Origin of the sequence: Ilyobacter polytropus DSM 2926 (genome assembly GCF_000165505.1) — a bacterium.
In the GTDB taxonomy this organism is placed as follows: Bacteria; Fusobacteriota; Fusobacteriia; order Fusobacteriales; family Fusobacteriaceae; genus Ilyobacter; species Ilyobacter polytropus.
On sequence record NC_014633.1, the window covers coordinates 336,822 to 362,928 of the forward strand.

Here is a 26,107-nt window from a genome sequence, read left to right on the forward strand (position 1 = left end):
TACCATATTCAAAGGCTATATAAAAGAACAGTAAAAATAATCACCCCAGAGAGAACTCCAGGGCGATGTTTTTTATTATTCGATTTTTTTCAATATCTGAGGAGAATATATATAGTACTAAGTATCGCAGACTGAAGGACAACTAGAGATCCATATTTAAAGAACTCTTTAAATGTAATGGGATTTCCACTTTTTGAAGCTATTCCGGCTCCTACAACGTTTGCTGCAGCTCCTACAATAGTCATGTTTCCTCCCAGGCATGCTCCTAGGGATAGGGACCACCATAGTATATTGGTATTACCAGAAAAATTTGGAGATATCTCTGTGATTACCTTGGCAAATGATATGGTATAAGGTACAGCACCCATGAATGGCGATAAAAGTGATGAAAACCATAATGTCAGTATTGCAGTAAAGTTTAGGTTTCCATCAGTCATATTGACTACGTGCTCTCCTATTCTCTCAATCACACCTATATTTTCGATTCCATCTACCAGAACAAATAGACCAGAAAGAAAAAATATTGTAGGCCACTCGATGTGATTAAATATTTCTTCTGGACTTTTTTTAGATATCAAAATCAACATTCCTGCTCCCATAATAGAGATTGTAGCAAGTCCAAGTCCTGTAGAGGTGTGAGTAAGAAAACCCGTTATAACCAATATGAAAACAACCATAGATTTTATGAGAAGGTCTTTGTCTTTTATAACCCTCTCTGCTTCCATCTCCATTATTTTTGCCTTTGAAACTCTGGAGACATCCATCTGATCTTTGAAAATAAATACCATTGTAAATATCAGTACAGCAAGGTTTATTATCACCAAAGGTGCAAGGTTATATATAAAATCATTAAATTTAAATCCTGCCATACTTCCGATAATAAGATTTGGAGGATCTCCAATAAGTGTAGCCGCGCCACCTATATTAGCTGAAAAAATCTCCACTATAAGAAATGGAAGTGATTTTATTTTTAGCTGCTCTGCCAGAAGTATTGATATAGGAGCTACCAGCAGAACTGTGGTGACATTGTCTAAAAAAGCTGAGCAGATGGCGGTACCTAAACCCAAGAAAGCCATTATTCTCACAGGGTCTCCCTTTGCTTTTTGTGCAACTTTTATAGATAAATATTGAAACATTCCAGTTTCAGACATTATACTGACTATCATCATCAGACCCATTAGTAGAAGTAAGATCTCTAAGTTTCTGCTTATCGCAAGAAGGGCCTCATGTTCGTCTATTATTCTCAAGATTATCATAGCTCCACCGCCGATAATGGCAGATAAAGAGGGTGGAACTTTTTCTGATATTATCATGGAAAATGTCAGTATAAATATTATAATACCTGCAATAATTTTGAATGTAAGCATAAAATCACCCCTGCCACAGTAGTTTAAATAATCTTCTCTTTAATTAGGACTACGAATACTATTTAGATTTCCTTTAAACTTTTGGCAGTATTTACCTTTGGATTTATATAGGTTTTTTCATAGACTCTTCCAAAACGCATCAGATCATTAATTGATTTGAAAATTTGATGTGAGTCATAAAATGCCATATTTTTGTCATGTATGCCGAGTATACTTGCGCTAAAACATGTCAGGTAATACTCATTGGCCAAAGGGACACAGTTTATTTTGCTTTTTATCCTAGATAAAACAAGTTCACCTTTTTTAAGAGTAGTATTTGGTAAAATAATTACAAATTCATCTGATTTTGTCTTTCCTGTATAATCTGTTTTTCTCAAGTCATTTATGATCGCATCGGCAAATTTATTAAGTACATCGTCTTCAATATGATCTCCTAAAGGAAGAGCAATATCTTTGAAATTTTGAAAGTCTATCATTATGACAACTAGAGGCAGTCCCTCTGTTTTGGCCTTTACAATCTCAAGATCTAGTTTTTTCAGAATATTTTTTCCATCAAATAATTTTTCGTTTGGAATTCTGATAAGACTATCTCTTAATTTTTCTTTTATTTCTTTTCTTTTGATTATTTCTCTTTCGAAGACTTCGATTTTTTCCTCTCCTCTGTGATAAATATATTTTGAGTCAGTTTCACTGGGGAAAAACTTGCGATTCTTTTTTTTATTTAACTTAACAAAAAAATTAACCACATAAATTCCTGAAATAACTACTACAGAAAATAGGATAATATAAGAAAAGTAAAGGGTGCTATCTAAACCGAGGTTTTGAAATAAATTTTTTAAATTGATATATATAATCGGAACTCCGATAAAGACTCCGACCATAAGGCTTTTGTTTATTTTCATAACAGACCCCTCATGTAAAAAATTAGTAAAAATATACTCATTAATATTATCTACTGCTTAGAGGATAAAAAACCTTTTACTTTTGAAATTTTATCTAGTTTGCTGAAAATATGAATTATCAATTCCTAGAAGGCTATTTTTGAAATCATTTCCTGATGGATTTTGAAATACCTTTAGATCAAATTCGGGAAGTACAGCTAGAAGGTGGTCAAATATATCAGACTGTACTTTCTCATAGTTCTGCCAGACCACATCTTTTGAAAAGGCGTAGATTTCAATGGGTAATCCCTGGGGAGTTATCTCGAGCTGTCTCACTAAGAGTGTCATATTTTGATTGATTTCAGGATTATTTTTGAGATACGATAGGACATAGTGTCTAAAAGTACCTATATTTGTAAGTCTTCTACCATTTGCTGTCTGAGATATATCAATATTTTTATTGTATTCATTTACTTCTAAACTTTTCTCCCCTATATATTCGGAAATATATGAAATTTTTTTATATTTTTCAAGCATTTCATCTGTACAGATTTTTATTGTAGTAGCATCTATATATATAGGTCTTTTTATCCTACGCCCTCCCGACTCAGACATTCCCCTCCAGTTTTTAAAGGAGTCTGATATAAAGGCATACACTGGTATTGTAGTGATTGTTTTGTCAAAGTTACGTACCTTGACAGTTGTCAAATTGATCTCTATTACATCTCCGTCGGCATTATATTTTGGCATCTCTATCCAGTCTCCGATTCTGATCATGTTATTGGCAGCGAGTTGTATACCAGCTACGAAGCCTAAAATAGAGTCTTTGAAAATAAGTAAAACGATGGCAGTTACAGCCCCTATACCACTCAGTAGCTTCCATGGAGACTTATTCATCAGGTTGGAGATAATCATTATACCCCCGATGATAGTTGCGATCATTTGAAATACCTGGATATATCCTTTTATTGGCCTCTCCTTTGATATATTTAATCCTGAATAAACTTCCTCTATGGATTCCATGAGTTTGAATAAGACGATTATCGTTATTATAATAAGGTAAATAAGCGACAGTTTGTGAAGCCCGGTTTTGATGAGGGGAAACATACCTGCAGAGAGATAGATCACAATTGCTGGTGCTATTTGGGATAGATAATGAAATCCCTTTTTGTCCATGAATATGTCATCAAATCTGTTTTTTGTTTTTTTCACAAGTTTTTCCACAGCTATAAGAATGACTTTTTTAGATATAAGGTCTGCCAATAGGGCGGCAATAAAGACTATGCAGATTAAAACAATATAGCTGATATACTGGCTCAGTTGTGAACCTACACCGTTTTTTTGTAGTAGTTCTATTATTAGTTTTTTCATATTTCCCTCCGATTTTTCAGTCTGACTATTTTTAATATATTAATTTTACAACTCATTGGCAAAAAAATAAACCATAAAATTATGAAAAAGACTTTATGTGCAATGTAGTCAGGTGTATAATTAGTCTGAGTAAGTTTTTTATTTCTGGTTAAATGATTGAATTTATAAGGATTCATTACTTTTCTCTTGAAAGAAAAGTACCCCAAGGGAATTTCCTCCCTTATTAGTGCTAATTTTTTTGCCTTTCATCGACTTTTATTCGTGACAAAATCTTTTGACACTGATCTTTGGATAAATTCAGTAATTTATACGAATTTTTTTAACTAGCAAATTAATTTGTTTAACTTTTTATAACGAGAAAAGAATATAAATTTAAATAGATTTGATAATTTTGAAAAAACTAAAAACAATCTAGAAGGAGAATAATTATGAAAATTTTACATACATCAGACTGGCATTTGGGTAAAAAACTTGAAGGTTACAGCAGAATATCTGAACAGGAAAAGTTTATGGAAAATCTTGTGAGAATAGCAGAAGGTGAAAAAGTGGATATTGTGCTGGTAGCGGGGGATATTTACGATGTGCCAAATCCACCTAGTGATGCAGAAAGACTCTTTTACAGAGGTGTAAAAAAGCTGTCTGATGGTGGGAAAAGGCCTGTTGTGATAATACCGGGAAATCATGATAGTGCAGACCGTCTTGCTGCTAGCAATCCCTTATCACGAGAAATGGGCATAATTATATTTGAAAAGCCATTTGAGAAGAAAGAAACTGGAATCTACGGTGAATACAAGGTGGTTTCCTCTGTAGAAGGGGGGATAGAGATAGATATCTCTGGTGAGAGGGTTTATATTTATGCTCTTCCCTATCCTGGGGAAAAGTCACTGGGAGAAAAGTTTACAGTAACAGGGGATTCTGAGGATCAGATTAGCTACAGCAAAAGAATCGGGAAAATACTGCAAGATGGAATAAATGAAAAACCTGAAAAAATCCCTGGAATAGTAATGTCACATATATTTCTGACTGGTTCCTCTGGAGACGGGGACGAGAGGTCTATAGAGCTAGGTGGCAGTATGGCGGTAAATTTATCTGATCTACCAGAAGCAGATTATATAGCCTTGGGGCATATACATAGACCTATGTGTTTTGAGAAAAAAAGAGCGGTATACTCTGGATCTCCTATAGAATATAGAGTCAGTGAAAACAGATATCCTAAAAAGGTGTATACTGCCGAACTAAATGGAAATTTAAATACAGAGATAAAAAGTATAGAGGTAGAGAATTATAAACCTATAAAGAGGTATTTTATAGAGGGAATAGAAAATGCCATTGAAAAATCAGAGTCTCTTCAGGGAGAAGAGGAGTGGATCTATCTCGAAATAGATACAGACAGACCTCTTGATAGCAACGAAGTAAGGGCTATAAAGGCCAATAAAAACGTCATAGAGATAATCCCGAAAGTAAGATGGGAAGAAAACAACTCCTTTGAAATAAATGAATATACACCTGAAAATATAACAAAGGCATTTAAGAATTTTTACAAAAAAAGCAGAAACAGTGAACCTTCAAAAGAAATTATGGAAGTTTTTATGAGAATTACAGGAGAGGTGGAATAAATGAGACCTATAAAACTTGAAATCCAAGGGCTTCAGAGTTTTAACGAGAAACAGACTATAGATTTTGAGACTCTTACTGAGCACGGACTCTTTGGAATATTCGGAGAGACAGGAAGCGGTAAGTCCACTATATTAGACGCATTGACTCTGGCTCTTTACGGAAATGTTGTCAGAATAAAGGATACAAAGGATGATAAGCTCATTGACCTTCTGAATATAAACTCTGAAAAAATAATGGTAGCTTACGAGTTTTTCATAGGGGAGGATAGATATTATGTAGAGAGAACTTTTCCAAAAAAGAAAAATAAAGATGAATTCGGGCAGTCTAAGGCGAGTTTTATCGTAAATGGAGAGATAAGGGCTGACAAGGTAGGGGAGGTAAACAGCTGTATAGGGGAGATAATAGGTTTATCTATGGATGACTTTACAAGGTCTGTGGTACTTCCTCAGGGAAAATTCAGCGAGTTTCTAAAACTTACTGGGAAAGAGAAAAGGAATATGTTAGAAAGAGTATTTGGGCTTGAGGAATACGGAAAAAAACTAATGATGAAACTTTCGGGAGAAAAAAATTCTAAGGAAAAGGAAGTAGCTGCACTAGATAACATTATTTTAGGTAAGGGAGATGTAAGTCTTGAAGAACTCCAAGAGAAAAAAGAAGAATTTGCTAAACTTCAAGATGAAAAGAAAGAACTTTTTGAAAAGTTTGAAATTTTTATGAAGGAGTATTCTGATAAAGAGGAAGTTTATAAGCTTCTAAAAGAAAAAAACACGCTTTTAGATGAAAAGAAATCTCTGGATTCTGAAAAAGAAATGTCAGAAAATATTGATGAAAAAATAAAAAAAGGTGAAAGATCAGCTCAGGTCATTAAATTTTTTGATAAACTTTCTCAGTGTGAAAAAAGTATAAGTGACTATAAAAATCAGGTTGAATTAAAGGAAAAAGAGCTTTTGGAAAAAGTAAATGAAAAGAAAGCTTTTTCAGATATTTTAGAAAAACTTCAAGAGTCTGAACAGAAATTAATAGAAAGAGATCAAGATATTAATTTAGATTCTGAAGAATATGATGCTGTAAGTAATGGAGTTCATAATGGAAAAAGTTTTTTGGAATTAGAAAGTGAATTAACCAATCTTGGTGAAAATATCTCAGAAGAAAAAACTAATCTTGTGAAGCTTCAAAAGATCCAAGAAGAAAATATAGAAAATTTGTCAGAGGTTGATAAAAAATTAGAAGACTTAGAAGATAAAGATAATGATGCCCTTGAAGCTGTCAGAAAAAAAATAGAGATTCTTAATATTGAAAAAAAAGAGGTTGAGTTTTTAGAAGAAGATATAAAATTATTGGAAAAAGATCTGGATGAATCACAAAAGGAAAAAAGTTTCTTAGAGAAAACTCTTTTATCAAAAGATCAAGAACTGAAAAAGGCCTGTGAAGAAAAAGATGAGAAGATTGCGCAAAGACTAGCAAAAGACCTAAAGGAAGGAGAGCCTTGCCCAGTATGTGGTTCTAAGACTCATCCTAATTTAGCAATGGATTCTCAAAAAAACTCAGATGAAAGTCTCATAGAGTCTATAGAAGCAGATAAAAAAAATCTTGAAAAAAAATTATACAGAATAAATTTGGAAAAAATATCTTCTGATCTTGAAAATAAAAGAATTCAGCTAAATAAAAGAAACACATCAGATATAAACTCTAAAATTGAAAAACTGAAAAAAGAGTTTGAAAAAATAGATGTTGAAAATCAGGAGATAGCTACAAAAAAAGAAAAACTTACAAGCTTAAAAAACCAACTTTCCACAGACAAAACAGTTTTGACCCAAAAAAAAGAAAACTGCCAAAAGTTTTTGAAAAACCACGAGGAGTTGGAAAAAAATAAAATCAAAAAAAGAGATTTTATAAAAAAGCAACTAATACAGACAGTTCCGTCATATATGTCTGATGGCTTGCGTATAGAAGATCTTGAAATACGTCTTTCTCAAATGAAAGAAATAAAAAAAGAACAGCTAGAAATAAAAAAAGATCTTACAAATCTGAGATCAGGTATAAAAGAAAACAGTAAACTTCAAGAAAATTTGAATGAAGTTATAAATAATACAAAGAACAGCCTGTGGGAAATAAACGGTTCTCTGAAAGAAAAAGAATCTCAAGCGGAACTGTACAGCAAAGAAGCAAAAGAAAAAATGGAATGTTTTGGGTTTATATCTAAAAACGAAGTCGAGGAATCTTTTATTCCAGAGAATGAGATGGAAAATCTGAAAAACTGGATTGAAGAATATAAGAGTAAATATGAAAAAAACAGAATCTCTTTGGATAACCTCCAGAATAAAATAAAAGATAAAATGGTTACCGAATTACAATGGGAGAATTTGCAAAAGGATAAAAGCTACCTTGAAAATCAAAAGGAAAAATTAGATAGCAAAGTTCTTCTTCTTGAAAAAAATCTGTCAGATATGGAAAAACTTTTAAAAGAAGTGAGAGGTTTGAAAAATGAGCTGGCCATCAAGAAAAAAGAGCTCAGTCTTTTAGAAGACCTGTCAAAGCTTTTTCAGGGGAATACCTTTGTAGAGTACCTTGCTGTGAGCAGACTCAAAGGAATAGTTTCAAATGCTGCTTTAAGGCTTTCTAGAATAACCAATGGTAAATATAGTCTTACAATAGATGATTCGGCCAACTTTCTAGTAGTAGACAACTTCAACGGAGGGGCAAGAAGAAGGAGTTCCACACTTTCTGGAGGTGAAACTTTCCTTGTCTCTCTTTCTCTGGCCTTGGCCCTTTCCAATCAGATACAACTTAAAGGAAAATCACAGCTTGAATTTTTTTTCCTTGACGAAGGATTTGGAACTCTGGACTCTTCACTTCTTGACAGGGTGATAACCTCCCTTGAAACACTGAAGAATCAAGAAAAGCTAAAGGTGGGGATAATAACCCATGTAGAGGACATAAAGGAGCGTGTGCCTAGAAAACTAGAAGTTTATGCTGCTGTACCAGGAGAGAGTGGGACTGTGGTTAAGATGGTATAGAGGAATCTTTCTGCAACTCTTTATAAAAATTTGAATACGTGATAGAATAAAGAGATTGAATATATTTGTTGATATGTTTCCTTGGGAAACTGTCATATATAAAGGTTGGAGATGATACAGATGGATAAATTAAAAAAATTACTGGAGAAAATAAGTTCAGACGGGTCTATGATATCGGCCACACTGAGTAATAAAAAAAAGGGATCTGATGTTAAGTTTAATAAGGTTTCCATAAAGCCTTTTTTATCAAAAGATAAACAACAGTATCAGTTTTCTTATATTTTTGATAAAAACACTACTCATGAAAATATGAGTTCTGAGGAAGCAATAGAAGAGATTTTAGTGCTCCTTAAAACATATTTTAAACAAGGAGTAATCTTTGCTTCAGATGGAGATTATCAGCTTTTGGTGAACAAGAAAAACCAGGTAAAAATCATTAAAAATAAGGCTACTAAAACTCAGGAAAAGAATCTTTCACATAACAGAAAGAAAAATTATTTGATAGAGGAAGATAAGCCTTGTAATTTTTTATATAAATTAGGAGTTATGGATGCTGAAGGCAGGGTCTATAAAAATAAATATGATAAATTCAGGCAGATAAATAAATATCTGGAAATTATAGAGGACTCTATAAAAAACCTAGATATCCAAAGAAAACTCAAGATAGTTGATTTCGGATCAGGGAAGGCATACCTTACATTTGCGTTATACTGGTATCTCAGAGAGAAACTGGGTATAGAGGTTGAGATAATAGGTCTTGATCTAAAGGTTGACGTAATAAATTATTGTAACAAAGTTTCAGAAGAATTGGGTTATAAAAATCTTAGTTTTAAAATAGGTGATATAAAAGGTTTTGAAGATTATAATGACATAGATATAGTAATAACCCTCCATGCATGTGATACTGCCACAGATGATGCACTTATAAAAGCTGTAAACTGGAATACAAAGCTACTGCTCTTAGTTCCTTGCTGTCAGCATGAGCTCTTTAGGCAGGTACGCAATAAAACAATGTCCCCTATACTAAAACACGGAATTCTTAAAGAGAGAATGTCCTCTATGATAACTGATTCTATAAGAGGTAATATTTTGGAGATATTAGGTTATTCTGTTGAGATTTTTGAGTTTATAGATACTGAACACACTCCAAAGAATATAGTTATAAGGGCTATAAATAAAAATTCTCCGAGCAAGAAAGCAAAATCTGAGTATTATGAATTTAAAAAGATGTGGAGTATAGATCCTTATTTAGAAAAATCCTTAAAGAATAAAATTGATCTTGTTTAAAAAATAAAAGATGCCCTCTCAAATTTAAGAGGGCATCTTTTTAATGGTGCTTTTATTATAAAATTATTAGTAACTTCCTTTGAAATGAGTAATTTTATTTTTTAAATCCTCCATCAAGTCCAAAATAATATCTTGACAGCTTTGCTTTTCACAGATCATAGATGCTACCTGACCGGCCATAACACTACCATTTACAATGTCGCCGTCCTGAACAGCTAATCTCAGACTTCCTTTACCCATCTCTTCTAGCTTTTCAGCAGGGGCACCTTCTTTTTCAAGTTGGATTAGGTCTTTTGCAAGCTTATTATTTATTACTCTCACTGGATGTCCTGTATGGTTTCCAGTTGCAACTGTTGACCTGTCTTTTGCTTTTAAAATAGCATTCTTGTAATTGTCATGGACATTACACTCATGAGCCACTATAAACCTTGTCCCAACCTGCACACCGTTTGCTCCTAGTGCCAAGGCAGCCATAAATTGCCTTCCACTAGCTATTCCTCCAGCAGCTATTACAGGTATACTCACTGCGTCTACTACTTGAGGAACCAGTGTCATTGTAGTCAGCTGACCGATATGTCCTCCGGCTTCTGTCCCTTCTGCAATCAGGGCGTCTGCACCAATTTTTTCCATTCTCTTTGCAAGGGCCACAGAAGGTACCACAGGTACAACTTTTATCCCTGCAGATTTTAATTTTGCCATATAAGGAGCTGGATTACCTGCACCTGTTGTAACTACAGGAACCCCTTCCTCTATACAGACCTCTACCTGAGCAGCCACCTCTTCCATCATAAGCATAAGGTTTACTGCAAAGGGTTTGTCAGTGATTGATTTTACTATTTTGATCTCTTCTCTTAGAATTTCAGCAGGCATTCCACCGCCTGCGATTATACCTAGTCCACCCGCTTTGGATACATGGCCTGCCAGGTGACCATCGGCAATCCACGCCATGGCCCCCTGAAATATCGGGTACTCTATATTAAGAAGTTCACAAACACTATTTTTAATCATAAATTTCCTCCTAAGGTAAGATATATCAAGTTAGATTATAAACAAATCTTCAAGAAAAGTTAAGAAAAATTTAGAAAACTTCTCTGAATTTTTTCATAATATCTTCTACAGAAAGAATTTCCTCGATTTTCCAAGCATCTTTTCCGGCAAAGAATATACCCTCTTCATGGTCTCCTTCATGTCCTTTGACAAGTCTTTCATTTACACAAAATGTCATGGTACATTTTTTTAGACAACCACTACATTTTGTAGGTCTTTCAGTTTCTTCATTTAGAATTTTTTCTACATATGGTGAGATTATAGCGTTTGCAGGTAGTCCGGCAGAACTCATTATCTCTACAACGTCACCTTCTTTTGCATTGATATACATATTTTTGAACTCATCACTGACTTCACACTCGTCACTGGCAATGAATCTAGATCCCATCTGTATACCGTCGACTCCTAGAGCTAACATTCTTCTGGCATCATCAGGAGTTATCACTCCACCTGCACCGAAAACAGGGACAGAGATCTTTTCAGCTATCTCTCCAACGATATCCCAAGAGTCTAAATCAGTTCCTAGGTGTCCTCCTGCATTACCGCCCTCTACTATGATTGCAGATGCTCCTAATCTTTCTGAGATTTTAGCTAGCTTCAGTGAAGAAACTATAGGAACTATAGGTACACCTGATTCTTTACCTAGTTCAAATACATCTCTTGAAAAACCCGCTCCAAAAACGATAAGGTCTGCCCCGGCATTTATAGATGCCTTTACAAGATCAATAAAGTTATTTGCAGCGAACATTATGTTTACCCCTAATGCTCCACCTTTTTTCTTTATGAGTGATCTGGCTTTTTCGATTTCTGATTTTAGCTCTTCTGGAGAAAGGGCTGTTCCGGCGATAAGGCCGATTCCACCTTCAGTGGCCACAGCAGCGGCAAGTCTTGCCATGGATGCTCTGATAGCCATACCTCCTTGTATAATAGGAAGTTCTACCTGAAGATTACCTATTTTAATAGACATTATAAATTCCTCCTTAAATAACACACGTAATTAATCACATTAACTTATATCATAAATAAGCTAAAAAGTAAATGGCTTTATGGGAGGATAGACTCGTGTAATCCTACGTTAACCATCATAAAACTTAAACATTATCTGGTATTTCTTTTGGTTTTAATTTTTTTCTCAAATTCAAAAAAGAGTTTAAAATTTCCGTATCTGAATTTAAAATTAGTTCTTTAGGGTATTCAATTTTCTCAAGTAATCCACCAACTATATCTAGATCCCCTACAGACTGAGAGAAGTGAGCATCACTTCCTAAAGAGAGATAACATCCGTGTTTTTTAGCAATAGACATTATTGATTTACAGTTTTCTTCAGATCCCTCTCTTGAACCTTTAAAGGATGAATTATTTAGTTCTATTGCGACATTATACTCCTTAGCAGTTTTGATAACTTTTTCGTAATCCATTAAAAATTTTGGATTTCCCGGGTGGGCTATTATGTCTGCCTTTTGACTTTTTATAAGATTAATCATGGTTCTGGTATTTTTTTCTTTGTCTTTTCCATCGGGGTATCCTCTTACCGGATGAAATCCAACAAGTATTACATCCATTATTTCATAAATATACTGATTGAGGTCAATACTTCCATCTTCATCTATAACATTGGCTTCCACACCTTTTAATACCCTTATGCCGTCTATCTCATTGGGAAGAGCCCTTAAATTTCTAAGAGACCACCAGTGAGGCGAGTCTGGGAGGGCGGGGCCGTGGTTTGTTATTGCAATAACCTTCATCCCCTTTTTCTTAGCTTCCAGGATATTTTCACCTAGAGTACTATATGCATGAGGATTTACGTTTGTATGGGTATGTAAATCTATGAGGTATTTCATATTATAACCTCCTAAAAATTATTTATAAATTATATATATTATATCATAGATTACTAAAAAAGTCATGAATATAGACCCCAATGAATTCTTGAAATTATTATTAAAAATATTTTCATAAAAAATCCCGGAATTAACTCCGGGATTTTTTTTGTTTGATTTAAGTTTTTTTAATTTGATTTTAAAAACTCGTCTACAACTTCAGCTGCCTTTCTTCCTTCATTTATAGCCCAGACAATAAGAGATTGACCTCTTCTCATATCTCCTGCTGCAAATATACCGCTTTTGCTAGTCATATAATTTTCATCTGTTTTTACATTACCTCTTCCGTCTAATTCTACACCGAGATTGCTAATTAGACCTTCATGCTCTGGATGTACAAAACCTATAGCTAGTAGGACAAGGTCAGCATCGAGGGTAAATTCAGTTCCTGGAACTTCTTCCATATACTTTCTTCCGTTCTCTCCATCTTTCCACTCTACTCTTACAGCATGGAAAGTGGTTACATTTCCTTTTTCATCCCCTGTAAATTCCTTTGTAAGGATATTCCACTGTCTTATATCGGTGTTGCATACCCCTCCTAGACACAGCTCAGCTTCCTCGTGGGCGGTATTAACTTTTAATACCTGAGGAAAGTTTGGCCACGGATTTGACTGTGGCCTGTCAAGAGGTGGTTTTTCTAAAAGTTCAATCTGATAGATCTCTTTAGCACCCTGTCTAAGGGCTGTACCTATACAGTCAGCACCAGTGTCTCCACCACCTATTACGACTACAGATTTTCCATCTGCATTTATAAGCTCATCAGCAGGAATTTCTGTTCCTTCTAATTTTTTATTTTGCTGTACAAGGTAGTCCATAGCATAGTGAATACCTTTTAACTCTCTTCCGTAAACAGGAAGGTCTCTAGCAAGCTTTGATCCTCCAGCCAATACAACTGCATCATATTGTTTTTCCAGGTCATCTATACTTAGGTCCACTCCGACATTTGTATTATAGACAAATTTTATCTCTTCCTGTTCCAGTTGTTTTATCCTTCTGTCTACAGTCCACTTTTCTATTTTGTAGTCAGGGATACCATAGGTCATTATCCCTCCAGCCTTTGAATCTCTTTCGTAAACTGTGACACTGTGTCCAGCCCTATTTAGCTGCTGAGCGGCAGCCAGTCCAGCAGGGCCACTTCCAATAACAGCAACTTTTTTATTAGTTCTATTTTTGGGAAGGATTGGTTTAATCCAACCTTTTTCCCAACCTTTTTCTACTATGTTAAGCTCTATATTCTTTATAGTGATAGGCTCCTGATTGATTCCTAAGACACATCCCCCTTCACATGGAGCAGGACATACCCTTCCTGTGAATTCAGGGAAATTATTTGTACTGTGGAGTACTTCAAGAGCTTCTTCCCATTTGGCCTTGTGAGCAAAGTCATTCCATTCTGGGCACACATTTCCAACTGGACATGAAAAGTGGCAGAAAGGAATACCACAATCCATACATCTAGAAGCTTGTTGTATTAAATATTCGTCAGTAAATGGTTTATATAACTCTTTATAATCTTTTATTCTCTCGTCAACAGGTCTTTTTTGAGCCTCTTCTCTTGGTATTTCTAAAAATCCACCTAATTTACCCATTTTATTTCACCTTCCCTTGTGCAAGAAGTTCCTTGTATTTTGGAGCTATTACTCTTACAAATTTACCTAAGTTCTCTTCCCAAGAATCTAGAATCTCTTTACCTCTTGAACTGTTTGTATATTCTACATGTTTTTCTATCATTAATTTTAATTTTTCTTCTTCAGCATTGTCCTCTATTTTTTCTGCCAATACCATTAGTTGGTTGACTTTTTCTTTAAAGTCTCCCTGCTGATCATAGACATAGGCGATACCTCCGCTCATACCTGCAGCAAAGTTTTTACCTGTAGGGCCTAAAACGGCTACTCTTCCTCCGGTCATGTATTCACATCCATGGTCTCCTACACCTTCTACAACAGCTTCGGCACCAGAGTTTCTTACACAGAATCTCTCTCCAACCATTCCATTGATATATACCTGTCCTTTGATGGCACCATATAGAATAGTATTACCACCAATAATGTTGTTTTCAGCTTCAAATCCTTCAATCTCTGGAGTTTTTACGATGATTTTTCCTCCAAAAAGTCCTTTACCAATATAGTCATTAGACTGTCCAACTAGATTTAGGGTAAGTCCTGACATGCCAAAGGCACCGAAACTCTGACCAGAATATCCTTTGAAGTTAAATTTAATAGTGTCTTCAGGAAGTCCTTCAGCTCCATAACGTTTTGCTATATCACCGCTCAGCATGGTTCCTGTAGATCTGTTTAAGTTAAATATATCCATGTTAAATTCTACTTTTTCACCTTTTTCAAGGGCTGGTTTAGCTAAGTCGATAAGTTTTCTGTCTAGTACATCGTCGATTCCGTGATCTTGTGCCTGTACACATTTGGTGGAAATATTTTCACCTACTTCAGGCTTATAGAGTATTTTACTGATATCAATTCCGCTGGCTTTCCAGTGGGAAATTGCTTCATTCATCTCTATAAGATCAGTTCTTCCTATCATCTCATCGATATTTTTAAATCCAAGTTCAGCCATGATCTCTCTTACATCTTGTGCAATAAACCTAAAGAAGTTTATGAGATACTCAGATCTTCCCATGAATTTTTTACGAAGTTCAGGACTTTGTGTAGCTACTCCTACAGGACACATATTTGTATGACAAGCTCTCATCATTATACATCCTAATACAACAAGTGGTGCAGTTGCAAAACCAAATTCCTCTGCTCCAAGAAGTGCCGCAATGACAATATCTCTACCTGTCTTCATCTGACCATCAGCCTGAATTCTTACTCTACCTCTGAGGTCGTTTAGAATAAGGACCTGATGTGCCTCAGACAGACCAAGTTCCCAAGGAAGACCTGCGTGTTTTATAGAGGATATAGGGGAAGCTCCAGTTCCACCGTCATAACCAGAAATGAGAATCATATCAGAGTGGGCCTTTGCTACTCCTGCGGCTACCGTTCCTACTCCGACCTCAGAAACAAGCTTTACACTTATTCTAGATGTTGGGTTTACGTTTTTCAGGTCAAATATAAGCTGAGCCAGATCTTCGATAGAGTAAATATCATGATGTGGCGGAGGAGATATGAGATCTATCCCTGGGGATGTATATCTGGTAGCAGCAATCTCTTCTGTAACCTTGTGACCAGGGAGATGTCCACCTTCACCAGGCTTTGCTCCTTGAGCCATTTTTATCTGAAGTTCATCTGCATTTACAAGATAGTTTGTAGTAACTCCAAATCTTCCAGAAGCTACCTGTTTTATTGCACTTTTTCTATTGTCTGCAAATCTTTTAGGGTCTTCTCCACCTTCACCAGAGTTGGATTTACCTCCGATAGTGTTCATGGCTATGGCCATGGCCTCATGGGCTTCCCTAGATATTGAACCAAAGGACATTGCTCCAGTAACAAATCTTTTCATGATGCTTTCTACAGGTTCTACTTCCTCTAAAGGAATGCTGTTTGATCCTTTGAATTTGAAAAGCCCTCTAATTGTAGCTAGTTTTTCACCCTGCTCATTTATAAGTTTTGCAAATTTTTTGTATTCTTCATAGTCATTTGTACGGGTAGAGTGCTGGAGTGCTGCCACTGCCTCAGGACTGAATAGACGTCTTTCTCCACCTTTTCTCCATTTATAGTCACCTGTGTTAGGAAGCACTTGAGGACTAGGTTTGTAATTGTCTCTAGCTTTATCGACAGTTTGTCTAACACTTCTTTCTACTCCCTCTATACCGATCCCTTCGATCCTAGAGGTAGTTCCAGTGAAGTACTTGTCCACAAGTTCCTTTTTAAGTCCCACAGCTTCAAATATTTGTGCCCCTCTGTAACTTTGTACAGTAGAGATACCCATTTTTGACATTATTTTAACTAGACCTTTACCGATAGCCTTTAGATATTTTAATTTTTTCTTTTCGGCATTTTTAGAGGTCATATACAGTTCATTTTCTACCATGTAGTCTATAGACTCTAGTGCAAGATAAGGATTTACCGCAAGGGCACCATAACCTATTAGAAGAGCGAAGTCCATAACCTCTCTGGCATCTCCAGTTTCAACTATTATATCTACACCATTTCTCTTCTCAGTTCTGATAAGGTGGTGATGAAGCCCAGCAGTTGCCAAGAGACTAGGGATAGGATATTCATTTTCTCCCATCTCTCTGTCACTTAAAATAAGAATATTATGTCCGTCTTTTATGGCAGATTCAGCCTTTTCAAATAATTTTTCCATTCCCTTTTCTAATCCACTCTCAAGGTTGAACATCATAGGGATTACAGCCGACTTAAAGTTATCTTCATTTAATGAAGCAATCTTATCTAAATCTTCATTTGATATAAAAGGTGAGTCCATTTTTATGAGTTTTGCCTTATCAGCAGTTTCTTCCAAGATATTACCTTTTCTACCAATATTAGTAGTTATTGACATTACCACATCTTCTCTGATAGGGTCAATTGGAGGATTTGTAACCTGAGCGAAAAGCTGTTGGAAATAATTGAAAAGTTTCTTATCGTTTCCAGACAATACTGCTAAGGCGGCATCATTCCCCATAGATCCTGTAGGCTCTTTTTCATCTTTGGCCATAGGTGTAATAACTTCATGGAGGTCTTCTCTAGAATATCCAAAGGTCATTAATCTATTAAAAAGTGTGTCAAAGTCTATTTTATATCTTGAATCTGTTTCTGGAAGATTTGTGATACACTTTTTATTTTCAGATAGCCACTGACCAAAAGGTTTGTCTTCGACTATTTTTTCAATAATCTCTTCTTGAGAATAGATTTTACCTTTTTCAAGGTCTATCATAAGAACCATTCCAGGCTTAATTCTGAAATTTTCTTTTATGTCTTCTGGTTTTGTCTCAAGGGTACCAGCTTCTGACGCAAGAATAATGGTATCATCTTTTGTTATTGTATATCTAGCAGGTCTAAGACCATTTCTATCTAATTTTGTTACAATCTGTCTACCATTTGACATAACAAGTGCAGCCGGACCGTCCCACGGTTCCATAAGTCCTGAGTAATATTCATAAAAATCCTTAAGTTCTTTTTTTATACTTGGATCCTTTTCCCATGCAGGAGGAACTAAAATTGAAGCCGCCTGAAGTAGGGATTTTCCTGATGCAACTAAAAACTCAAGGGCTCTATCTAGATTTGAAGAGTCACTTCCCACAGGTTTGTTTATAGGGAATATTTTACTGATATTTTTTCCAAGTACATCGTTATATAATTCAGGCTGTCTCGCAGTCATCCAGTTTACATTACCTTTGATGGTATTGATTTCACCATTGTGTGCTACATATCTGAATGGATGTGCCAGGTCCCAAGACGGGAAAGTATTTGTACTATATCTTTGGTGAACTATTGCAAGGGCACTTAGAGTTCTGTCATCACTTAGATCTTTATAAAATCCTGAGATTTGATCAGGCTTCAAAAGACCCTTGTAAACTATCGTTCTGCTAGACATCGATGGAATATAGAAAAACTCTTCATTTTCAAGATCAAGTTTTGGAATCTCATTCTCGATTGCTTTCCTTATAATATATAATTTCAATTCGAAATTTTCAGTGTCTGAAGATTTTTTAATAAAAAGTTGCTTTATACATGGAGTTGTTTTAGATGCAGTTTTTCCAACTTTAGTTGGATCTACAGGAACATCTCTCCAGGCTAAAAATTCCTGTCCTTCATCTTTTATTATCTTTTCAATAAGTTTTTTACATTTTTCTCTTTCAGAATTCTCCTGAGGAAAGAAAATCATACCCACTCCGTAATCTCCAAATTCTGGAAGCTCTTTTATTTCAGACCTAAATAGTTTGTCAGGTATCTGGATAAGAATCCCGGCTCCGTCTCCAGTATCAGGATCTGCTCCTACAGCACCTCTATGTTCCATCTTTTCCAGAATCTCAATACCTTTTTTGACAATATCATGAGTTTTCTGACCTTTAATCTGTGCTATAAGTCCTATTCCGCAGTTATCCTTTTCAAACTCGGGAACATATAACCCCTGTTGTTTTGGAACCCCTATTCCTCTTTTCATGCTAAACCCCCTCGTATCTTCCATATTAAATTAGTTATTAAACTTAAATCTTAAAAAAACACCTGTAATTTATACCTTGAAATTTTTTTGACCTAAAAAAGTCACAATTAAAAGATCTTGATAAAAAAAGCCTTACTTTCTCCCTTAATGAGAGAAGTAAAGCAATGCAATACCTGTAAAAGTCAAATTGTTGAAAGTTTTATTAGACATTATGACAAGATACCACATCAAAATATAACTTAACCAAATTATTTTTTTTGACAAAATAATTTAGTAAATTTATACCATTAAATAATACATTATTTGAAATGGGTGTCTTATCAGACTACACAATTTCAGAATATATTTCAAATATATTATTTCAAACCATAGAATATATATAACTTATGATTGGGAAAAACCTACCATCAGAACCCTGATTTAAAGTCAAAAAAACTTAAAACAAACTAAAATATCTAAAACAGAACACGATGTAGGGTCTGAAATTATGGATATATAAATTGGTTTTTAAAATTTTTATTTGAAGCAGTTAAGGAAAATTAATATTAAATTAATATTAAATTAATAAAATTGCATGTAAATATTATACTTGATTTTTTTCTGAATCCTGTATTTATTTTAAAATATATTACTAATTGCTTAAATTGTATCTATTTATAAAATATAGGATTTACTGTAGAGACCTAAAATCTTATTTATTTTCAAATTCTAAAATTAGATAAAAAAATCCAAATTTTTGTCACAAGGTTGCATAGAAAAAATTTTTTTAAATAAAATACTGAATTTACAAGAATATTAAAGTCAAAAGATTTTGTCACGAATTAAAACTGATAAAAGGCAAAAAAAAATTAGCACGAATAAAGAAAAACCTTTTGACCATAGAGCATCATAAAAGTGTATGTTGCACAGAGAAAAAGAGAGAGTTTCACAGATTTAAAACTGAAACTATAAACCCTCTCTTTAGCGAAGGGTTTTTTATCCTTTTTCCCTTGCCATTGACAAAATAAGCGTTAAGAATAACCGCATTGAAATCCTTAGAAAAAATCCACTGTCTGAGCGTAGCGAGTAGCCAAAAAATAACGAGTTATACGAGTATATTTTCTGGTTCTCAGAAACTTGTTTTCTGAGTCTCATTACTTTTCTTGGATTTTCAAGGTTATTTAGTTGATTTTTCACAGGCTTGAACTTTTGGTTATGCCCTGACCGAAAGGAGGAAATGCCCTTGGGGTGCTTTTCTTTCAAGAGAAAAGTAACGAATCCTTATAAATTCAACACTTTAATTCAAAACAAAAGAGCAACTTAGGTTAATATTTACAATAGACGCAAAGAAATAAAAAAGGATAGCTTTAGAAAGCTATCCTTAGAAAAATTATTTATTTACCTCATTATAGGCCCACTCTAACCATAGTAACATAACATCTATATCTTGCTTTTCTACTGTTGCACCGCACCATATTCTTATTCCTTCAGGAGCAGTTTTATAGGAATTTATGTCATAAGCAGCTTTTTCATTTTCCATGAGTTTTAACATTTTTTTACGCTTTTCAGTTGGGAGGTCAATTGTGAGACATACACTGGTGTTAGAACGAGTACAAGGGTCATTGGCCAAAAAATCAATCCATGAATGCTTTTCCACAAAAGTTTCTACAACTTTAAAATTATCCATACTTCTTTTGATGAGTCCTTGTAGCCCCCCTATAGACTCTGACCATCTCAGTGCATCTAGATAGTCCTCATTACAAAGCATTGAAGGAGTGTTTATGGTAGAACCTTCAAATATCTCTTTTGCAACTTTATCGTCTTTTTTCAACCTGAAAATTTTTGGAATAGGCCACTGTGGTGAGTAGCTTTCTAGACGTTCTACAGCACGAGGGGAGATTATGAGCATACCATGCCCAGCTTCTCCTCCTAGAACTTTCTGCCATGAAAAAGTAACAACATCTAGCTTTTCCCAAGGGATATCCATAGCAAAAACTGCAGAGGTAGCATCACAGATAGTCAGTCCCTTTCTGTCATGGGATATGAAATCAGCTTTTGGAATTTTGACTCCACTGGTGGTACCATTCCATGTAAATACTATATCATTATCACAGTCAACTTGAGAAATATCAGGAAGCTTGCCGTAATCAGCTGAAAACTCTCTGACTTTTTCTAATTTTAGTTCTTTTAAAATATCTGTAGCCCAAGATTTTCCAAAGGCATCAAAATGAATAACATCTATCTTCCTTTCCCCTAATAGGTTCCACATTGCCATCTCTATAGCCCCAGTATCAGACGCTGGTACTATTCCCACGAGATAGTTTTTTGGTATACCTAGAATTTCCTTTGTTTTTTCAATTGATTCCTGTAGTTTTGATTTTCCTAGGACACTTCTGTGAGAACGCCCTAAGGGAGCATCCTTTAATGCACCTAACGTAAAGCCAGGATGTTTGGCACAGGGACCAGAAGAAAAATTAGGATTCTTCGGTTTTATATTTGGTTTTTTGATCATGAAATTTTCCCCCTTTTGAAACACATGATGATTTAGTAAATATTACTATAATATAAAAAATTACCCAAGTTATTTTTATATACTATTTTTTATTATGGTTTTAAAATATCAAGAATTTGAATTATTTTATTTATTTTGTAATCTGCAGATAGAGTATCGGAAAATAAGTTATTTTCATCAAACAATAAGGTAGACATACCTAGTGATTTTGAATTGACAATATCATTGTTATAGTCATTTCCAACCATGAGACATTCATTTGCAGAAAAATTTGTAGATTTCAGTATAGCTTTAAAAAATCTAATATCTGGTTTTTCAAAACCGAGATCTTTAGACGTGAAAAAATATGAAAAGAAATTATCTATACCTACTCTTTTTAAAGCAGACTTCATAAGTCCTGAGTCTGACTCTCCTGCATTTGATGCCACACAAAGAGTGTAATTTTTTCCTAACTCTCTTAAAACCTCTCTTACTCCAGGGATTATATCTACGTTTTTCCAGTGAGCCATAGGACCTGAATCATTATAGTCTCTCATGAGGGTATCTCCCCAGTCAAAAATTATGATTTTAATGTTTTTAATCATATAAATTCTCCCCTGTTTTGGAAATCGTTTAAATTATTGCTTTATAGATGAAATTAGATATGGTAAAAAATCAACTTAAGAATCTGAGAAATCTTTGTAAACATATGGCGATGTCATAAGAGAGAGACAGCCTCCGTAGTTTACTCTAAACTTTATAGTATCACCAACTGATAGGCTTTTTTCTGAATCAGTAACGTCTAGTATAAGATGGTCACTGCTTCCTCCTAAAATATTTATTTTATCGTCAAGAGGCGAAACATCTTCAGGGTTTACATCCTGTCTTCCTATGGCACATATCGCCTTAGAACGTATACCCATATCTATAAAAGAAGGCTTGTTTCCAAAGGCGTCTAAACCTTGCTTTCCAATAGGTTTAGATGGTTTCTTTCTAAGTTCGATTATTTCAGCTTCTAAAATAAAAGTGTCTGCCGAGAGGCCGTTAATGGGAAGGTGGTCTATTCCTATACCTAGGATTATTGAGGCTCCAAGTCGAAGTTGGTTTATCCCATCTGGGATCTGGTTGTCCTCAAATAGTCTAATTGATCCAGAATTTCCTCCTGAAAGAATTTCTGTGTCTATATTAAAAAGATTGCTTATTTTATTTTTTATAAGGACTAGTTTTTCTAAAATCTCTTTGCTGGGAATAACGGCACCATAACAGCTTAGATTTGTTCCCAATCCCAAAAGTTTTACATTTTTTAACTGTGCTATTTCAGCAACTGTCTCTAAGATCTCTTTTTCATAAAAAAGTCCCTCTCTCAAGTCTCCTAAATCAATCATGAGGATCAAGTCAATTATTTTATTCTGATTACTAGCCTGCTCTGATAATTTTTTTATTGTGAAAATTTCAGACACCAGGACAATATCGGAATATCTCACAACATCATCTGCCTGGCTTGGCATGGGGATTCGTAAAAGCATTTTTTTACACTTTATTTCTTTTAGTTTTTCTAAGTTTTCAACTCTTGAATCAGCGATTATTTCTATGCCTGAGTCAACAAGAGACTGTGCAATATAAGGATTTCCACAAACAACCTTTGTCACCCCTGCTATTTTTATACCTTTTCTGGCAGATTCCTTCACTAGTCTAGAGCTGTTATACTTTATTTTTTTTATGTCTATTTTTAATTTTGGGTATGGCATTTTAACTCCTTTAGAGTATCTAGGAAAAATTTTAACCAACAGGGGTATATCCTCTGCCGTTTTAGTTTTCCCTCTTTGTATTTAAGTCTAAGAAAAAGCTGTATATTTTTTTGGTCAGGATGACTTGTACTATCCTCAATCTTTTGAGAAACCCCGATACTTCCGGAAGTTTTAAAAATTTTAAATCCCATTTTTCTGTAAAATTCAGGGGCTATATAAATATTTCCAGGCAGTCTTTTTACATAACCTTTAGAGTTTAGCCAGTCATCAGCCATTGCCATTATATTCTCTCTGGTGATATTTTGTCCAGTCTTATAATTGAAATTAAGGTCAAAAGTTTCGTCGATGACCTCAGTGTAATATAGAAATTTTTCTTCCCCAAGGTCTATCTCATTTAAAGGATTAACTTTTTCAATTTTATTCAGAGCTGCTGTTTTTTTATCATATTTATTTCTGACCAGACCGATAAAAGCCTCCTCTGTCATGAGCAGAGTATAACAAGAAAAAGAAAATACTATTATATATAGGAAAATTTGTGAACTAAATTTGAATATTAACTTTAAAATACCTCCAACAAGAAAACCAAAAATCAAGCCAAAGACAGGGACGGCAAAAAATATAAAAAGCCACATCATTTCAAGGTTTGAATCAGTGTAATAGACAGTTGAAGCTACTGCTGAAAAAAATATAATAATCGTTGCTAATATAATTCCCGTAATATTTTTCTTGTTCATAAAGCCTCCTAAAATAAGGGTTTTGTCGTAATTATATTGGTAATGTATTGTGTTTTCCTTTATAAAATGAATATAAATTTAATTTATCTTAATTAATATGACATGAAAATGACATTTTTTTAAGTTATTGTGCCCAAGTATTTGGTCTTCTGTCAATATAGTAGTCAACCTAACACCAATTTTTTCTGTATTTTTTCAAACTCAACAGGGGAGACATTTCCTAAGAAACTGTGTCTCCTCTCTTTATTATAAAATTCTATGTAATCAAATACCATTGCCTTCATATACCTTTTAGTTACTAAACCTTCTACATAAATCATCTCTTTCTTCAAAGAAGCATGAAAGGATTCTATTACTGCATTATCATAACAGTTCCCACGTCTACTCATAGATTGGATTAATCCTAGCTTCTTTACAAGGTTAGAGTACTCCCTACTCGAATATTGCGATCCTTGATCACTATGAATTATCAGTTCTTCCTCTGGTTCCTCCAGTAAAAATGACCTTGTTAAAGTATCTATTACTAACTCACTAGTCATGCGCTTACCTATATCGTAGGCGATAATCCTTCTAGAAAAAAGATCCATAATTGTGCTTAAATATAGCCAACCTTCGCTTGTCCAAATATATGTGATATCTGTAACCCAGACCTCATTTTTTCTACCTACTTTGAATTTTCTTTTTACAATATTTCCTGTGATATTTTCTCTTTTACTCTTTTCATTTCCTGTTTTAAACTTCTTGGTAGAATTAACTGATATATCATTTTCTTTCATTATTCTATTTATTCGTCTTTCGCTTGTTATTATGCCATATTCATCTTTGAGCTCAACCTTTAGTCTAGGGGCTCCATAGCTCCTCTTATGTCTGTTCTTTCTGACCTCTAGAATACTATCTAGAATCCCTTGATCCTTTTTCTTTCTCTCAGTAGTTTTGTTATTCTGAAACTTATTAAAACCACTTCGAGAGACTTCTAGGGCTCTACATATCTGAGATATAGAATGAACATTTCTGTGTATTTCAACGAAGATAAAGAGTTCCCTCTTAGTTATCTTTTTTTCCTTGAGAATATGGCTGTAGCCTTTTTTAAGATCTCTATATCCTCTTCTTTTTCCTTAAGTAGATTTTTCAACCTGATAATTTCTTTGTCTTGAGCGCTTAACTCCATGTCCTTCTTAGGACCTCCAAAGTATTTCTTTTCCCAGGCAGCAACAGTATTAGTGGTAATACCGTATTCATTTGATAGCTCTACCTTTGTTTTTATTTTAAGGAAAGAAAGCTCAGCGATTTGCTTCTGTTTCTCCTCTGAAAATCTTGCATATCTTCTTTTTTCTTCCATCATAGCCACTCCTAAATATGTTTATTTTTTATTATATATTTTTGAGTGCTAAACTGTCTACTAAACCATCATAACACCATATTTTTAAAATAAAGAAGTAAAAAATATTGTAAAAATATTGTAAAAATGTTAAAAATTAAAAAAAAGTAATAAAACTTATAAAAAAGTCAGTCAAAAATGACTTTTAGAGGTATTATTTAATAGAGAAATAATTAATTGTGAGGTGTAGCATGAAGGAAAGAAATAGTGATACTGAAATTAAAAAGCTGCATCTGGATTTTGAAAATCTGGATAAGCTGAATTATCTGACAAAAAGACTCCAGAGTGTTATAATGGCGGCAGAAAATGAAATTGAATTTTTTGCAAATATATCCAATCTGTTTATGGATGAGTGTGGATATAAATTTGCAAATATAAAAATTATTGGGGAAGAATCTAAAAAAGAAGGCAAAGAATCAGCAAAAATAGAAAACTTTCAGCTTAAGAAAAATTTTGAATCAAACTTTTCTGTACCTATTTTATATGGTTCTTCTAGGATGGGGACTTTGAATCTTTACTCTGATAGAAAAAATGCATTTAAGAAAGATGAAAGAAATATTTTGGAAAAATTAGCTGGAGATATAGCATATGGTTTTTATATTCTTCGTTTAAAAAAAGAGAGAGACAAAGCATTAAAATCTCATGAAGAAGCACTTTTGAATACAATAAAGGCTTTTGTAACGACAATGAGGAAAAGAGACCCCTATACTGCAGGACACCAGCAAAGAGTCACAGAGTTAGCATTGGCCATAGGTGATAAGATGGGGCTAGATAAAAACTGTATAGAGGGACTCCGTATAGGGGCTATGATACACGACATAGGAAAGATAAATATACCCGGCGAAATATTAAACAGACCTGGCAAAATAACAAGGCATGAATTTGAAATAATAAAACCTCACTCACAACTAGGGCATGAAATAATAGAAGGATTAAATTTCCCGTGGCCTGTTGGCAAAATGATACTGCAGCATCATGAAAGGATAGACGGCACAGGATATCCAAAGGGATTAAAAGGCGACGAGATAATCACTGAAGCCAAAATAATAGCTGTGGCAGATGTTGTAGAGGCTATCAGTTCTCACAGACCTTACAGAGTGGCTCTAGGAATACAGGCTGCTCTAACAGAGATAAAAAACAGAAAAGGAAGTTCTTTTGACAGCCAGATAGTGGATATCTGTGTTGAACTCTTTGAAAAACAGGAGTTTCACTGGGAAAACAGTCACAGTTTCTTGGAAAATATAACTGCCTGA

18 protein-coding genes are annotated in these 26,107 nt (G+C 34.4%); 4 read left to right on the top strand and 14 right to left on the bottom strand.

Annotated features, from left to right (window positions below; genetic code table 11):
* Nucleotides 1-89 precede the first annotated feature (89 nt).
* From ILYOP_RS11500 to ILYOP_RS11510, 3 genes are all read right to left on the bottom strand, one after another.
* Complete coding sequence (locus ILYOP_RS11500) at nt 90-1,367, bottom strand: ArsB/NhaD family transporter (RefSeq protein ID WP_013388670.1); 1,278 nt, start codon at nt 1,365-1,367, stop codon at nt 90-92.
* Between the two features lie 62 nt (nt 1,368-1,429).
* On the bottom strand, nt 1,430-2,269 hold the full coding sequence (locus tag ILYOP_RS11505) for a GGDEF domain-containing protein (RefSeq protein ID WP_013388671.1): 840 nt from the start codon (nt 2,267-2,269) through the stop codon (nt 1,430-1,432).
* Nucleotides 2,270-2,359: 90 nt separating this feature from the next.
* Nucleotides 2,360-3,619 (bottom strand): mechanosensitive ion channel family protein, encoded by a 1,260-nt coding sequence (locus ILYOP_RS11510; RefSeq protein ID WP_013388672.1) that lies wholly within the window; start codon nt 3,617-3,619, stop codon nt 2,360-2,362.
* Between the two features lie 428 nt (nt 3,620-4,047).
* Here ILYOP_RS11510 and ILYOP_RS11520 point away from each other — a divergent pair, with 428 nt between their 5' ends.
* From ILYOP_RS11520 to ILYOP_RS11530, 3 genes are all read left to right on the top strand, one after another.
* On the top strand, nt 4,048-5,235 hold the full coding sequence (locus ILYOP_RS11520) for a metallophosphoesterase family protein (protein WP_013388673.1): 1,188 nt from the start codon (nt 4,048-4,050) through the stop codon (nt 5,233-5,235).
* Complete coding sequence (locus ILYOP_RS11525) at nt 5,236-8,253, top strand: AAA family ATPase (protein ID WP_013388674.1); 3,018 nt, start codon at nt 5,236-5,238, stop codon at nt 8,251-8,253.
* Between the two features lie 120 nt (nt 8,254-8,373).
* Nucleotides 8,374-9,540 carry a class I SAM-dependent methyltransferase gene (locus ILYOP_RS11530; protein WP_013388675.1) on the top strand — a complete coding sequence of 389 codons (1,167 nt, stop codon included), beginning with the start codon at nt 8,374-8,376 and terminating at the stop codon, nt 9,538-9,540.
* A 66-nt stretch (nt 9,541-9,606) separates the two neighbouring features.
* Here ILYOP_RS11530 and fabK read toward each other — a convergent pair whose 3' ends face one another.
* From fabK to ILYOP_RS11585, 11 genes are all read right to left on the bottom strand, one after another.
* The gene (fabK, locus tag ILYOP_RS11535) at nt 9,607-10,548 is read right to left on the bottom strand and encodes an enoyl-[acyl-carrier-protein] reductase FabK (protein ID WP_013388676.1); all 942 of its coding nucleotides are present in this window, start codon (nt 10,546-10,548) and stop codon (nt 9,607-9,609) included.
* Nucleotides 10,549-10,618: 70 nt separating this feature from the next.
* Nucleotides 10,619-11,554, bottom strand: coding sequence for an NAD(P)H-dependent flavin oxidoreductase (locus ILYOP_RS11540; protein ID WP_013388677.1), 936 nt, complete (start codon nt 11,552-11,554; stop codon nt 10,619-10,621).
* A gap of 124 nt (nt 11,555-11,678) precedes the next feature.
* Nucleotides 11,679-12,428, bottom strand: a complete 750-nt coding sequence (locus ILYOP_RS11545) for a phosphatase (protein WP_013388678.1) — start codon at nt 12,426-12,428, stop codon at nt 11,679-11,681.
* 167 nt (nt 12,429-12,595) lie between these two features.
* Entirely contained in the window at nt 12,596-14,053 is a 1,458-nt protein-coding gene (locus tag ILYOP_RS11550) for a glutamate synthase subunit beta (protein WP_013388679.1), read from the bottom strand.
* 1 nt (nt 14,054) lies between these two features.
* Nucleotides 14,055-18,524 carry a glutamate synthase large subunit gene (gltB, locus tag ILYOP_RS11555; protein ID WP_013388680.1) on the bottom strand — a complete coding sequence of 1,490 codons (4,470 nt, stop codon included), beginning with the start codon at nt 18,522-18,524 and terminating at the stop codon, nt 14,055-14,057.
* 1,369 nt (nt 18,525-19,893) lie between these two features.
* Nucleotides 19,894-21,015 carry a phosphoserine transaminase gene (locus tag ILYOP_RS11560; protein ID WP_013388681.1) on the bottom strand — a complete coding sequence of 374 codons (1,122 nt, stop codon included), beginning with the start codon at nt 21,013-21,015 and terminating at the stop codon, nt 19,894-19,896.
* A 92-nt stretch (nt 21,016-21,107) separates the two neighbouring features.
* Nucleotides 21,108-21,599 carry an HAD family hydrolase gene (locus ILYOP_RS11565; protein WP_013388682.1) on the bottom strand — a complete coding sequence of 164 codons (492 nt, stop codon included), beginning with the start codon at nt 21,597-21,599 and terminating at the stop codon, nt 21,108-21,110.
* A gap of 75 nt (nt 21,600-21,674) precedes the next feature.
* Nucleotides 21,675-22,742, bottom strand: a complete 1,068-nt coding sequence (gene orr, locus ILYOP_RS11570) for an ornithine racemase Orr (RefSeq protein ID WP_013388683.1) — start codon at nt 22,740-22,742, stop codon at nt 21,675-21,677.
* The gene (locus ILYOP_RS11575; RefSeq protein WP_013388684.1) at nt 22,724-23,476 is read right to left on the bottom strand and encodes a hypothetical protein; all 753 of its coding nucleotides are present in this window, start codon (nt 23,474-23,476) and stop codon (nt 22,724-22,726) included. Before ILYOP_RS11575 ends, orr begins: the two co-directional genes overlap by 19 nt.
* Nucleotides 23,477-23,640: 164 nt before the next feature.
* Nucleotides 23,641-24,546, bottom strand: a complete 906-nt coding sequence (locus tag ILYOP_RS11580; RefSeq protein WP_148223647.1) for an IS3 family transposase — start codon at nt 24,544-24,546, stop codon at nt 23,641-23,643.
* Nucleotides 24,525-24,818 carry a transposase gene (locus ILYOP_RS11585; protein WP_083789061.1) on the bottom strand — a complete coding sequence of 98 codons (294 nt, stop codon included), beginning with the start codon at nt 24,816-24,818 and terminating at the stop codon, nt 24,525-24,527. The genes ILYOP_RS11580 and ILYOP_RS11585 overlap by 22 nt, the downstream gene beginning before the upstream one ends.
* Before the next feature lie 227 nt (nt 24,819-25,045).
* On the opposite strand from ILYOP_RS11585, the gene ILYOP_RS11590 reads away from it, so the two are divergent.
* Nucleotides 25,046-26,107: an HD domain-containing phosphohydrolase gene (locus tag ILYOP_RS11590; RefSeq protein ID WP_013388685.1), complete on the top strand. Its 1,062-nt coding sequence runs from the start codon at nt 25,046-25,048 to the stop codon at nt 26,105-26,107.